General features: G+C 39.5%; 9 protein-coding genes and 1 pseudogene. 2 read left to right on the top strand and 8 right to left on the bottom strand.

All coding sequences use genetic code 11. From position 1 onward, the window contains the following. The first annotated feature begins 154 nt into the window (after positions 1–154). Both IGJ63_RS00285 and IGJ63_RS00280 read left to right on the top strand, forming a co-directional pair. Positions 155–1,141 carry an LLM class flavin-dependent oxidoreductase gene (locus tag IGJ63_RS00285; protein WP_033600579.1) on the top strand — a complete coding sequence of 329 codons (987 nt, stop codon included), beginning with the start codon at positions 155–157 and terminating at the stop codon, positions 1,139–1,141. 14 nt (positions 1,142–1,155) lie between these two features. After that, the gene (locus IGJ63_RS00280; RefSeq protein ID WP_002356070.1) at positions 1,156–1,380 is read left to right on the top strand and encodes a DUF896 domain-containing protein; all 225 of its coding nucleotides are present in this window, start codon (positions 1,156–1,158) and stop codon (positions 1,378–1,380) included. A 48-nt stretch (positions 1,381–1,428) separates the two neighbouring features. Here IGJ63_RS00280 and IGJ63_RS00275 read toward each other — a convergent pair whose 3' ends face one another. From IGJ63_RS00275 to ispE, 8 genes and pseudogenes are all read right to left on the bottom strand, one after another. Next, positions 1,429–3,108 carry a peptide ABC transporter substrate-binding protein gene (locus IGJ63_RS00275; RefSeq protein ID WP_002361487.1) on the bottom strand — a complete coding sequence of 560 codons (1,680 nt, stop codon included), beginning with the start codon at positions 3,106–3,108 and terminating at the stop codon, positions 1,429–1,431. A gap of 135 nt (positions 3,109–3,243) precedes the next feature. Continuing rightward, positions 3,244–7,220 (bottom strand): annotated as a pseudogene (locus IGJ63_RS00270) (5'-nucleotidase C-terminal domain-containing protein). 440 nt (positions 7,221–7,660) lie between these two features. Beyond that, positions 7,661–9,046 carry a bifunctional UDP-N-acetylglucosamine diphosphorylase/glucosamine-1-phosphate N-acetyltransferase GlmU gene (glmU, locus tag IGJ63_RS00265; RefSeq protein ID WP_002356067.1) on the bottom strand — a complete coding sequence of 462 codons (1,386 nt, stop codon included), beginning with the start codon at positions 9,044–9,046 and terminating at the stop codon, positions 7,661–7,663. Between the two features lie 201 nt (positions 9,047–9,247). Continuing rightward, positions 9,248–10,069, bottom strand: coding sequence for a pur operon repressor (purR, locus tag IGJ63_RS00260; RefSeq protein ID WP_010816234.1), 822 nt, complete (start codon positions 10,067–10,069; stop codon positions 9,248–9,250). Positions 10,070–10,212: 143 nt separating this feature from the next. Beyond that, positions 10,213–11,052, bottom strand: a complete 840-nt coding sequence (locus tag IGJ63_RS00255; RefSeq protein WP_002383493.1) for a metal ABC transporter permease — start codon at positions 11,050–11,052, stop codon at positions 10,213–10,215. A 161-nt stretch (positions 11,053–11,213) separates the two neighbouring features. Beyond that, a complete protein-coding gene (locus tag IGJ63_RS00250) occupies positions 11,214–11,906 on the bottom strand; it encodes a metal ABC transporter ATP-binding protein (RefSeq protein ID WP_002356064.1) in 693 nt (230 codons plus the stop codon). 25 nt (positions 11,907–11,931) lie between these two features. After that, on the bottom strand, positions 11,932–12,885 hold the full coding sequence (locus tag IGJ63_RS00245) for a metal ABC transporter substrate-binding protein (RefSeq protein WP_101731968.1): 954 nt from the start codon (positions 12,883–12,885) through the stop codon (positions 11,932–11,934). Positions 12,886–13,052: 167 nt separating this feature from the next. Beyond that, positions 13,053–13,904 carry a 4-(cytidine 5'-diphospho)-2-C-methyl-D-erythritol kinase gene (gene ispE, locus IGJ63_RS00240; protein WP_002356061.1) on the bottom strand — a complete coding sequence of 284 codons (852 nt, stop codon included), beginning with the start codon at positions 13,902–13,904 and terminating at the stop codon, positions 13,053–13,055. Positions 13,905–14,056: the final 152 nt, after the last annotated feature.

Genomic DNA, 14,056 nt, shown 5'->3' with positions numbered 1-14,056 from the left:
CCATAGTGGAGAATTTTTTATCATCGACCTTGGCTACATCTATTTGTTACTTTTCGCTCAATAGGGAATTAAAAAGTGCGTACTATTTTTTTTGACATGTTTGCGTAATAATAGCGGTAGCTTCAAAAAAACAACCAAAAAGGAGACTACATACATGAAATTAAGTATCTTAGATCAATTAACGGTTCCTAAAAATCAATCAGCAAGCGACACATTACAAGAAGCCAAAGAACTCGCTCAATTAGCGGAAAAACTTGGTTACACAAGAATTTGGTATGCCGAACATCACGGCTCAGACGCCTTTGCCAGTGCAACGCCAGAAATTTTAGTTGCACATATTGCTAGTGCCACCGAAAAAATTCGTGTTGGCGCGGGTGGCATCATGACCATGCATTATGCGCCATTTAAAGTCGCAGAAACGTTTAAAACGTTAGCAGCTTTATATCCTGATCGAATCGATTTAGGCATGGGCCGCTCGCCTGGTGGCAGCCCATTAACTACGTTGGCGTTAAATAATGGTCAGCCACCACAACTAGATCAATTTGATAAATTACCTGAAATTTTACTCTTTTTAAAAGAGGAATTTCCTGAAGATCATTTATATTCTAAAATTTCAGCTGTTCCGCGGGAAGTTCTATTACCACAACCTTGGTTACTAGGTGCTAGTAAAGAAAGCGCACGTTCAGCTGGTGAATATGGCATTAATTTTTCCTTTGCACAGTTTATTCATGGACATTTGCCCAAAGAAGTATTGTCAGCATATTACAAGCATTTCCGACCAGTAACTGAACAACAAGAGCCTCAAGTGAGCGCTGCGTATTTCACTTTTGCCGCCGACACGAAAGAAGAAGCAGAATACCATGCGGCTAGTTTCGAGCATTATATCTTTGCCACCGAACATGGGCTTCCTAATAAATTTTTATCGCCAGAAGAAGCCCTAGCTTTCCCTTACAGTGAAATGGACAAACTGGTTTTAGAACAGAATAAACAACGCTTTGTCATTGGTAGTAGCCAAGAAGTTGCGGAGTTTTTCCACCAACAAGAAGAACTAGGGTTGACAGAAGCAATGCTAATCACCCCAGGTTATGACAAACAAACGCGCTTTCAATCGTTTGAACGCCTAGCAAAAGAATTATTATAGAAAGGAAATGAGAAATGTTAGAGGTTTTAAAAAGAATTAATACGCTTGCACAAAAAGAGCGTGAACAAGGTTTAACATCTGAAGAACAAGCTCTTCGTGTCGATTTGCGACAAGAATATTTGCGAACCATTCGTGAACAATTCAATAAAACATTAATGGGCGTCACTATTTATGATCCTACTGGTGAAGATGTAACCCCAGAAAAATTAAAAGAAGAACAGCAGAAATATTTTGATTAAAAGAGACACAGAACAGTCGATTTGACTTGTTCTGTGTCTCTTTTTTAACTACTCTTCTGTTACATATGTCCACTTATAATCATATTGTGCACCAGCACCATGGGCAACGACACCTTTTACTTCTTTACTGCGTAGATGGGCAGTCGCCTTTTGATAAAGTGGGGCTAAAGCGGTCTCTTCACCAATCAATAACTTCTCAGCCTTAACCATGTCTTCCCAACGTTTTTCAGGATCTGAAGCATCTCTTGTGGCTGAAGCCTCGATCAACTCATCGTAGGCTTTACTTGAAAAACGCCCGCGATTATAGTTATTACCAGTAACAAAAAGGTCTAAGAAACTACTTGGATCTGCGTAATCCGCAGCCCAACCACCTAAGATTGTCTCAAAATCGCCGCGACTGCCTCGATCAATTCGAACTGAAAACGGCACTGGGCTCACTGTTACATCAATGCCCTCTAAAGTATCCTTTAACGTACCTTGAATATATTCCGCTAACTTTTTCGTAGAATCGACATCATCGGCAACAATATCCATTTTGAGTGTTGTTATGCCCAATTCTTTCTTAGCTTTTGCCCAATATTCTTTTGCTTTTTCTGGGCTATATTCAACAATTTTTTTATTTTCATCAGCAAAATCTTTGTCATCTGTCGGCGAATACGACATCCCTTCTGGAATTAAGCCGGTAGCGACTACTGAGCCGTCGCCTAAAATTTTATCTACTAATGCGTTGCGATCAATCGCTGCTGAAATTGCTTTGCGTAAATTCACATTATTATACGGTGAATTTTTATCTCGCTGATTAAATTCCAAATAGCTGGTTCGTGCTTCTTTTTCGATAACCAATTCTGGATCCTTCGCCATTTGCTGGGCCAATTCGCCACTTAAAATAACATCGTCTGCTTGACCATCTTGGAATAAGTTCAAGGCAGTTGGCGCCTCCTTGACAACATCAAAATTGATTTTATCTAATTTGACATTGTCTTTATCCCAATAGTTTTCATTTTTTTCCAAAGTCCAATTGGTATCTGAGCCAGCCCCTTCAAAGTTAGCTAAGACAAACGGACCATTATAGACTGCTTTTTCACTGGAAGCAGCGTAATCTTTGCCATATTTCTCTACGGTTGCTTGATGTTGCGGGAAAAATAGTGGAAAGGCCAGTAAATAATCAAAATATGGTGTTGGTTTTGCCAGTTTAATTTCTAGCTCGTAATCTCCGTTTGCTTTAATGCCTAATTCAGAAACTGGTTTCTTACCAGCTACAATGTCTGCACCGTTTTCAATCATTTCTAGAAAATAAGCATACTCAGCGCCAGTCTGAGGATCTGCTGTACGTTGCCAACTAAAAACATAATCGGCAGCTGTGACAGGATCACCATTGGACCATTTTGCTTCTTCTCTTAGTTTCACTGTGTACGTCAGACCATCATCACTGACTTGCACTTTTTCTTTAGCTCCTGCTGGTTGCGGCTTGCTTTTATCATCTAAACGATAAATTCCTTCATACGCATTATTCAGTGCCGTAAAACTAATTGTATCTGTTCCTAAAGATAAATCTGCAGAAGGCATTTCTTGTTGAACCACTACTTTAAATTCTTGTTTAGCGGCAGTTTTCTCTGATCCGCCCTTTGCTTTTTCGGCGCCAGCTCCCCCATCACCACCACAAGCAGCTAAAACTAATAGCGTTGTTAAACTTAACCCGATAAGTCCTTTTATACGTTTACTTTTCATGCCTTTCTCCCTTCACAGAAAAAACTCTTCATTTTTTAATTTTCGGAATATTCTTATAATACTAAAATTAAAAACAAATGGCAAGCATTAAAATAAAAAAAGAACCAATCCCGAAGGACGGTTCTTAAAAAATGACTAACTAGCTTTGTTACGTCGTTTATAAATATACCAGCCAGAAGAAGAAAGTCCAACGAACAGTAAACCATATAATGCAAGCGTTTCTGTTTCTGTACCCGTTTTAGGTAAAAAGCCGCCATACTTTTTCTTCTCTGTTACGGATGGATTGCTCTGTCTTGCTCCCGCTTGGTTTTGTTTATTGGTTGCTACTGGTGTTTCTGGTGTTGGTTTCGGGTCTGGTTTTGGGTCTGGTTTTGGATCTGGTTTTGGGTCTGGTTTTGGATCTGGTTTTGGCGTCTCTCCTCCACCGATTAACTCTTTGTAAGCTTCTTCCGAAATAGAAACAATTCGTTCGCCTGGGAATGGTTCTTTATATTGTGCTAAATCAATCGTCGTTGCTGCACGATACAACCGCAAGCTGGTTGCACTTTTCAAGTATTCAATTAAGACAGCATCTAGTGAAATCCCTTCTTCTCGTTCACCACCTAGCATATCGTAACCATCACCACCAGCAGCTAAGAAATCATTGGTAGCCATCCGGTATTGTTTCTTCTCATCCAATGGTTCAAACTTTTGTGTTTGCCGATTTTTAATTTCTATTCCTAATACGCGACTACCGACAATCGTTTGTCCTGTTTCATTGCCTTCGTCACTAGCCAAGCGAGTACCTGGTTTTGTGGAATCATAGTGGATACGAATGGAGCTTGAAACATGTAGGAAACCACCATTTGCGCCAAGTTTTGGTTGGCCAGCATCATCTAGTAAAATTGTGCCATTCTCATCTTTTTGTGGAATCGAACGAACAGACATTTCAAACATTTCTTTAACTTGAGCACCGGTTACTTGAATTTGCGCAATGCTATTGCCAAAAGGTAACACAGCAATGACATCCCCAACTTTAATCGGTCCTTGCTTAATATCAGCGCGAATGCCGCCACCATTAGTTACTGCAAAATCAGCAGGTTGACTAAACGCGTCTTGGCCATATGACATAATCGCATCACCAATCAAATTCCCTAAGTTGGTCTCTCGTGTGCGCACATTTTCCCGTTGTCCATCCAATGTGAATGGAATATAATCGACAATTACTTTTTCATTTTCAGCGTTAAAATTCGTTCGTGCTTCATCAACGATGGCTTTAACTGCCGGGTTTTCTGGCAATCCTAGCAACTCTTCTGCTAGAATCAATTTTGCTGTTTTCTTAGTTGGTTCATTCTCTGGTGCTGTGACAATTCCAACATTATTTAAATAATTACCTGTTTGAGCATAGATCACTTTGCCATAACGTTTGCCACTTTCGACGGCTGTATGCGAATGTCCATCAATCACATTAATATCTAACTCAGGATATGTTTGACTAAGGGTTTCTGCTAGCGTATCACCACGCCAGATATGCGGCGTCGTTTCATCTACGCCTAAATGCCCAGTAACCACGAAAGCTTGAATATCCGCGTACTTCTCTTTAATTTCATTAATCACCGCTTCTACTTCTGGAATCGGGTCTTTAAATGTCACCTTCTCCACGTTTTTCGGGTGTGTTTTCGTTGCTGTTTCTGGGGTCGTCACACCTACAATGGCAAACTTTTTCCCGGCTTTTTCTACGATTGTATACGGATCAAAAACCCGTCCACTGCCATCTCTGTAATACGTATTACTAGATAAAATCGGAAAATTCAGTTGGTCTTTATAACCTAGTGCAATCTCTAAACCAAAATCAAACTCGTGATTTCCCACCGCCATGGCATCATAACCAACTTCATTCATGGCTTTGGCCATATCCGCGCCTTTGGAGAAATTGGAGATTGGTAATCCTTGGAAAACATCCCTGCATCCACCATCAAGGTTGGGGTTTCTTGGTCTTTAAAAGTTTTTAGACGCGCCATACCTAATTCGCCTTTCCCTGCTTCTAGTCGGCCATGAACGTCATTTGTGTGCATAATGGTATATGCATTATCTAAATCAAAGCCCGCATTACGGACGTCTTGTTTCGTAATAGCAGCGGCGTTTGGTGTACGTCCATCAGGAGAAGTCGGAATTTGAAGAGTGCCGTCATTCACTAATTCGATTGCTTTGGCTCGCCATTTTTCATCAAAATTTGTCCCAATAATTGACCAATTTCGTTCGATTTCTTGTTCTGGATCAAGCGTTCCTTTTTTCTTAATATAATCAACAATCATTCCTCGTAAGGTTTCTGGATCAGAATTTTTAATAGGTTCCCCTACTTGAATCCCTTGGCTAGCTAAACCGCCGTAACGATAATTATTCATAGCAATCGTATATTCTTTGGCAGGATCCAGCGGTTGGCCGTCAATTTTCGCATCTACAATTCGTTCACCCACTGGTTTTGAAATGTCAATCTTGTAGTCCACTCCAGAAATCATGTCATAGTTATATACACGAATGTTTGGATTAAAACTAATGGTCAAATCATCTGGCTGTGTTTGGTTATAGTACGCCCCTTGTTTTTCTAAATACTTCAGTAAGTTTTCACCGTTAATGGGAACACTCACTAAGGTATTCGGGTATTTGTAGATATCAAAAATCGTGGCATAGGAAATCTTCCCCGCAGGTAATTTACTGTCGTATTTAAACAGCGCTGCCGCACTTAATTGTGCACCTGTCACTTCTTTTTGAACGTTATTAATTAAAGAAATCATCGCTGTTGGTTGTAATTGTGCTTCGGGAATTCCTTTAATTTCTTATTTTGGTAAAAAATCAGCTGTTGCTGTGCCGATCTCCTCCTGAATAAACGCTCGCGTTTGCTCATGGTATTCTTTTGTCGCTGCCTTAACTGCTTCATCTGCTGGAACATTCGTTGTTGGTACAATCGTTGCTGTACCTTCTTGCACTTCCCACTTATCGGCATTTTTAGCAACTGAAAGATCAATTTTGACAACCTCTGTCCCCGTATCTTTCGGTCCCCCTACCGGTACAGTTTTTCCATTCGGCGCTGCTCCTTGCTTGGTAAAAGAAAGGTGGTCATGACCCAGAATATACGCATCAATCCCCGCGACATTTTCAATTACTTGGTCGGCGCTGGCAGCCGGATCACTATTTTGTTGTCCCGCATGAATCGAGGCAACAATAATGTCAGCCTGATTGTTAGCTTTCAACTCAGTAACTGCTTTTTCTGCTTCTTCTTTCAAAGGTAAAAAATTAAGCGAAGTAACACGAGGGCCATCCCACAAAGGAATGTGCGGAATTGTTAAGCCGATAATCCCAACTTTTAAATCTGGCTGCCCATCTTGATTAAAATCAAGTTCCTTCGTGGTAGTCCCTTCAACAAAACGAAGACCATCTTCCTTATTGTAGGTATTCGCAGACAAGATTGGAAAAGTGGCTTCTTGTTGAATTTTTTTGATTAATGGTAAACCAAAATTAAACTCATGATTCCCCAAAACCATTGCATCATACTTCATCACATTCATGGCGGTGATCATTGGATGGGTCTTTTCATTCACTAAAGGCGCTTTATTATACAAGTCATCTGTTAAAATAGTGCCTTGAATATTGTCGCCATTATCAATTAAAACGGTGCCTGCTGGGTTTTGTGCCCGGACTTGGTTGACGACTGTACTTACTTGGGACAAACCAACTGGTAGTTCTTTATCATCTTCATAAGACCAATTCCATAATTGACCATGAACATCTGACGTACCTAAAATTGTTATTTTTTGCGGCGTGCTCGTTTCTTCTTTTTCAGCGGTTGACGTTTCTAAATTCGTCGTCTCTGTTGGTGCTGTGGTTTCTTGTGACTGCTTGACACTGTCACTCGTAGCCTGATTTGGTGCTTCTTGTTTGATGTCTGTTGTTTCCTGTGTAATGACTGGTTCTTGTTTTCTACTTGAATCGGTGGTACTTGTTACTGCTTCTGAACTTTGTTGACTCGTTGTTTCTACTGCATATGCCGTACTAGTAACGCTTGGCGCTATCAACGCAACAGCCATTAAAAAATGCATGCCCCACTTCACTTTTTTAAAGCTCAACTTTTTCACAAATTTCCTCCTTGTGTTTCAACCCATTTGCAACAAACAATTGTCAAAGTAACAAACAACAAAAAGAGCCTTCCCCCATCACGCTGCTCTTCTTTTCCTATCATAATATATCCGTTAAATAAAAAACAGTAAATTCCGTTAAAATAAGATGTTTTTCCTGTAAATTGTTTTTATTTTTGGACAATACAGCGGATTTGTTTGTGAAAAAAATAGTAATTTTGACCAAAACACGAACTTTATAAAAAAGAAAGTCTTTTTATATTGGAAAAGCAGAACAAAAACTATTTTTTTGAAAAAAATAACTAAAAATACCGAATAAACAGCATTGGTCTAGTCCTTGAATGCCTCTAAAAAAATATTAGCAGCAATTGGTCTAGTCTTTAAGGAGGAAAAAGAACGCTCTTTTGCTTAAGCAAAAGAGCGTTCTTTTTTATTTGAGGTTAATCCTTCATGTAAGGTAACTTTTTAGCATAGCCTTCTTTATTCACTTGACGTGCCCGGGCAATCGCCAAATCTTCTGAAGGGACATCTTCTGTGATAGTTGAACCAGCAGCAGTCACCGCATGATCACCAATCGTGACTGGCGCAACAATGTTCGTTGCAGAGCCAATAAACGCGTGATCACCCACGACTGTTTGGTGTTTATTTTTGCCATCATAATTAACAAAAACAACGCCGCAACCGACATTAATATCTTTGCCTAATGTTGCATCACCAACGTATGTTAAATGGCCCACTTTTGTTCCTTCATCGATTGTTGCATTTTTTACTTCCACGAAGTTACCAATGTGTACGTTTGCCCCCACATCTGCTTTAGGACGTAAATGTGCATACGGACCCACATCGGCCCCCTCGCGAACCACACTTTCTTCAATCACAGACTGTTTAACAACCACTTGATTGCCGATGTGACTATCAACGATTTCTGAATGTGCGCCAATCAAGCAATCTTCGCCAATCACTGTTTTTCCTTTGATAGTGACTCCCGCTTCAATGACTGTGTCTGAACCAATTACCACACCTTCATCAATATACGTTGTATCTGGATCAATAAATGTAACACCATTTCGCATATGCATTTCATTTAAACGACGATGCATAATTTTATTAGCAGTGGATAAAGCGACGCGATCATTTACACCCATTGCTTCGTCAAAGTCTGCCATTTGGTAAGCAGCGACAGCTTTGCCTTCTTTTTTCAAAATTTCAATGATATCTGTTAAATAGTATTCCCCTTGTGTATTGTTTGTATCTGTTTTCGCTAACGCTTCAAACAATGATTCATTATCAAAACAGAAGGTTCCTGTATTAATTTCTTGAACACGTGCTTCTTCTTCACTGGCATCTTTTTGTTCCACGATTCGTTCTACAATGCCCACATGGTCACGAATAATTCGACCATAGCCTGTTGGGTCTTCCGCATGCGCTGTTAAAATAGTCGCACTTGCATTCTTACCTTGATGGTAATCGAATAAATTTTTCAAGGTTTCCGCAGTTAATAACGGCGTATCCCCTGTAATAACTAATGTTGTTCCTTGTTTACCACCTAATAACTCTTGTGCTTGCATGACTGCATGCCCAGTTCCCAATTGTTCAGCTTGTAAGGCATATTGACTACGTTCGCCTAAATGGCTTTTAATCATTTCCGCCCCATGTCCAACGATTGTCACGATTTCTGTTGGTTCTGTTTGTTCTACCTGATCTAAAATATGTTCGACCATTGGTTTACCAGCAACTGGATGCAATACTTTATAAAGTTTAGATTTCATGCGTGTTCCTTTACCAGCTGCTAAAATAATTGCGTATCTATTTTCCACGTTTGCCACCTCAAATTAACTAAATTGTTTGATTTTCTTCTAAATCGTCCTCATTATACCTTTTCTAGTTTATCTTACTCTTTTGTCTTTTTCAACAAAATAAGGCATTTAAAAGGTAGACCAATTTATTTTCTCATCTTTTTTTAAAGGAATAAAACAGAAAAAAAGAACCTGAAAATGGAATGGACCATTTTCAGGTTCTTTTTCAAATTATTTCTCTGTGAAATAGTTTCCTGGGACTACGCTAATCGTTTTTGTTTGTGTATCCACATCTTCCACATATAATAGCGAAGTGTAGTCATCGATTGCACGACGGCCATTGAATTTTGACTCAGCAAAAACAGTAATGCCCACAAGTTCTGCTTCAAATTCTTCAATCATACTCTTCATACCATTGACGGTGCCGCCGCCTTTCATGAAGTCATCCACGACTAAAACTTTTGAGCCGCGTTTTAAGCTGCGTTTTGAAAGTTCCATTTTTTCGATACGTTCTGAAGACCCTGATACATAGTTCACGCTCACCGTTGAACCTTCAGTAATCTTAGAATCGCGACGAACAATCACAAACGGAACATTTAAGTAATAAGACACAGCTTGCGCAATTGGCACTCCTTTGGTCGCAACGGTCATTACCGCATCAATTTGTTTGCCTAAATATTTAGAAGCAATAATCCGGCCCACTTGTCTTAATAAATTCGGTTCCCCAAGTAAATCTGAAAGATAAACATAACCCCCAGGTAATAAGCGATCTTGTTCTGACAAACGATCACACAAATCCATAATCAACTGCTTCGCTTCCTCATAAGGAATTTCAGGGATAAAGCGGACACCGCCTGCAGCGCCTGGAATCGTTTCTAAAATACCTGTTCCACGTTCTTTAAATGTTTTTTTAACAATTGCTAAATCTTCACTAATGGAAGACTTGGCAGATTGGTATCGGTCAGCAAAATATGTCAAAGAAACCAATGTATGGGGATGATCTAAAAGATATTGGGTCATATCGATTAATCGTTCACTTCTCCGAATTTTCAAATTCGTCACTCCTTTTCATTCTATCGTTCCTTATTATAAGGGGTTTAACCGAAAAATTCGAGGATTTTTTTCAAATAACTGAAAATAGTTCGCCATTTCTTTAAAAAAAAAGAAATAAAGGAGAAAAACTTTCGTTTTTCTCCTTAGTTTCTTTGCATTTTTTGTTTTCGTTGGACCATGACAACCACTCGGCGATAAATATTGACTAATAAGAATAAACCAATAAAAATTAGGGTAATGCTTGCACTCGGTGGTGTTTCCAAATAATACGAGCTAGTCAACCCTGTTAGCATGCCAATCAAGCCCATAAACACACTGATGATAATCACCGTGTTGAAGCCTTTACCAATTCGCATACCTATCGCAGCTGGTAAGACCATAATTGCTGAAATTAACAAGGCTCCCGCGATCGGAATCATCACAGCAATCGCCACACCAGTAATTACATTAAAAAGCATCGACATCCAATGAATAGGTAGCCCATCAACATGAGCAGTATCTTCATCAAATGTTAAAACATACATTGGGCGTTTAAATAACATAAACAATAGAACTAAAACTACGAATAAGATTGCCAACATAACCACTTGATCCCACGTAATCGTGACGATGGAACCAAATAAATACGATTGAATACTAGCAGCTGAATTGCCTCCTGTTAAATTCATTAAAACTAACGCCAAAGCCAAACCGCCTGACATTAAAATAGCAATCGAAATTTCTGAATAGGTGCTATAAATCATTCGTAAATATTCTAGAATGATTGCAGCCACAATCACGACAATTAAGGTCATTAAATTAGGATTCCAATTAAAAAAGAAGCCTAGTGCCACACCGGCTAATGACACATGTGAAAGGGTATCTGCCATTAAAGATTGTCGGCGAATAACTAGAAAGACGCCGAGCATTGGGGCAATCACTGAGATAAACAGTGCTGCTAAAAAGGCCTTTTGCATAAATGCATAAGAAAGCATTTCTGCCATACGATTCACTCCTTACCGCTAAAATGAACACTACCATTGTAGCGACGTTTAAGCGAATTAATTTTTTAATTCCTGCTTATTTTTTAAATTTTTCCAACATTTCTTTAAGCTGTTCCTAGGCTTTCGTTATTATCGAGCCAGATAACGTTTTATTGGAAAATTTACGTATACGATTCTTCACTCATATGGAAGCAACGCCATTTCGAATCTTCTTTGCGGACAAGACGAATTTGACGATCTACATAGGTTTTGATATCTTCATGATCATGCGTAATCATCAAAATAGCTTTTCCATGTTCATGCGCACTGTGTTGCAACAATTGATAAAATTCGTTTCGCGATTGTTCATCCATACCTGTTGTTGGCTCATCTAAAATAAACAAATCTGGATCAGTCGCAAACACTCGTGCTAAACTAATTCGTTGCTTTTGCCCGCCAGAAAGCTCGCCAATTCGTTTGTGGCGCATTTCCCACATGTCCACTGATTTCAAAGCTTTTTCCACATGAAGATGATCTTTTTTCGTCAACGGTTTGAACCAACGATTTCTGGGAAAGCGACCTGAACGTACTAATTCAATGACGGTGCTAGGAAAGCCCGCATTGAAAGAAGCGACTTGTTGTGGAATGTAGCCAATGCTGATTTTTTCACCAGCACTATTTTTTTTAGCGACCGTAATTTTGCCACTTGTTGGTTTTAATAACCCTAAAGTACTTTTGATCAGCGTTGACTTGGCAGCGCCATTTTCTCCTGTTAAAATAACGAATTCCCCTGGATCAACATAATAAGAAACATCTTCTAAAACAGGTTCATCATCATAATAGAAGGTTAAATTTTCGACTTCAATATAATGCATAAGTTGGCTCCTTTCTGTTGCCAGATTAATGAATGCTTTTTTGTAAAGCAGCGAGGTTTTCTTTCATGACAGACACGTAGTTCTCGCCTGCTTCTTGTTCTTTTTGAGTTAAACTCTCTAAAGGATTCAATACGGCTAATTCGACGCCTGTCTCGTCTGCCAATGTTTTGGCTACTTTTGTAGAAGCCGATGCTTCAAAATAGATCACAGAAACATTGTTTGTTTTAATATATTTTTTTAATTCGGCTAAACGACTTGGCGAAGGTTCTTGGTCTGGAGAAATCCCAGCAATCGGTTCTTGGATCAAGTCATATTGTTTTGCCAAATAGCCAAATGCAGCATGTTGCGTCACAAAGGTCCGATTTTTAGCGCCTGCAAATGCAGCTTGGTATTCCTTATCTAGCGCAGTCAATTTTTCCAAATAAGCAGCGGTATTTTTTTCAAATACGGCTTTTTTCTCAGGATATTTTTTGATAAGCGCATCCCGAATCGCTATCACTTCTTTTTGCGCTAACACGGGATCTAACCAGACATGCGGATCCAGTTCGTGAGAATGGTTATGGCCTTCATGACCTTCTTCGCCAGATTCTTCCTCTTCTGTTCCTTGCATCAATTGAATGGATTGACTGGCTTCCACGATTGAAACTTTTTTCTTGTCCAAGTTTTCAATAACATTCGGAACCCAAGTTTCTAGCTCTTTACTATTATAAACAAAGACATCCGCATCAGTAATTTTCGCTAAGTCTTTTGCGCTTGGTTCATAATCGTGTGGTTCCGTTCCAGCTGGAATCAACAGCTCAACCTCTCCCTCATCACCAACGACTTGTTTTGCGAAGTCGTACATCGGATAAAAAGTAGTCATTACCGTGAGCTCTTTCTTCTCTTTTGGCGATTGTGTGGTTTGCCCACAACTAGCTAAAAGAAAAGCACTGATTGCTAAAGTAACGCCGATTATCAAACGGCGGTAGATTTTCGTCATGTTCTGTCCTCTTTTCGATTTACCTATTATAAACCGTAATATTTACGATTTGCCAGGAATAATGTACCAAATGGATCACGGGACGTCAAGGAATAAATTTAAAAAAACAACAGAGCGTGGGACAAAAATCCAAAGTGATTTTTGTCCCACGCTCTGTTGTTTTTTATTTATTTCAATGTCCGAACCAAATAAACTTCTTCGCAAAAGCCTTTGAGTCCATTATAAATCCGTTGTGCTCGTGTTTTCTTTTCACATAAAGCAAAGACTGTCGGTCCACTGCCGCTCATCAACGCTGCATCAGCGCCGTACTTCAGCATGCGATCCTTGATTTGTTGCACGATCGGATGTCTGGCAATCGTGACACTTTCCAACGCATTGCCGACTGTTTGGGTCATCCCAGTATAATCACCATTTTCAATAGCTATTCTTAGTCCAGCAATATCTGGATGGTGCAATTCATCTACCGCTAAATCATTAAAAACGGTACTAGTGGATACACTAATTCTTGGTTTAACTAACACAATCCAACATTGAGGCATGGTCGGTAATGCTTCAATTTTCTCCCCACGTCCGTTTGCAAAGGCTGTTCCGCCCCTTAAACAATAAGGAACATCCATACCAATTTGGCTGCCAATTTCACAGAGTTCGTCCATCGTCAACCCCAGATTCCACAGCTTGTTCAAGCCTCGTAATGCTGCGGCACAGTCACTGCTACCACCTGCTAAACCAGCTGCCACGGGGATACGTTTTTCAATATATATTTTAATTCCTTTATGAATATTATAGGTACGCTTTAATAAGTCAACTGCTTGATAGACATGATTCCGTCGATCCACGGGTAAAAAAGAGCTGTCCGTTTCAATACGAATGATGTCTTCTTCTAGATTTTCAAAAGTTAAATGATCGGCTAAATCTACACTTGCAAAAATAGATTCAACTTCATGATAGCCATCCACACGTTTATGCAGAACATCTAACCCAAGATTAATTTTCGCAGGAGCTCGTTCGATTATTTCCATCGGTTCCCTGATTCACCTTCCTTAATCTTTTGTCTACCAACATTTTAATCTTTTAGATTCTATCATATGTCCATGAAGAAGTACACCGAAGATTGCTCTTTCTCTGACGACAGATGGCTGAAATTAAAAAGAGCTTAGGAACGAAGGGCTCT

Origin of the sequence: Enterococcus sp. DIV1375a (assembly GCF_051712205.1) — a bacterium.
GTDB lineage: Bacteria > Bacillota > Bacilli > Lactobacillales > Enterococcaceae > Enterococcus > Enterococcus faecalis.
The sequence above is the reverse complement of the archived record's forward strand: the minus strand, read 5'-3'. Positions and strand labels throughout refer to the sequence as shown.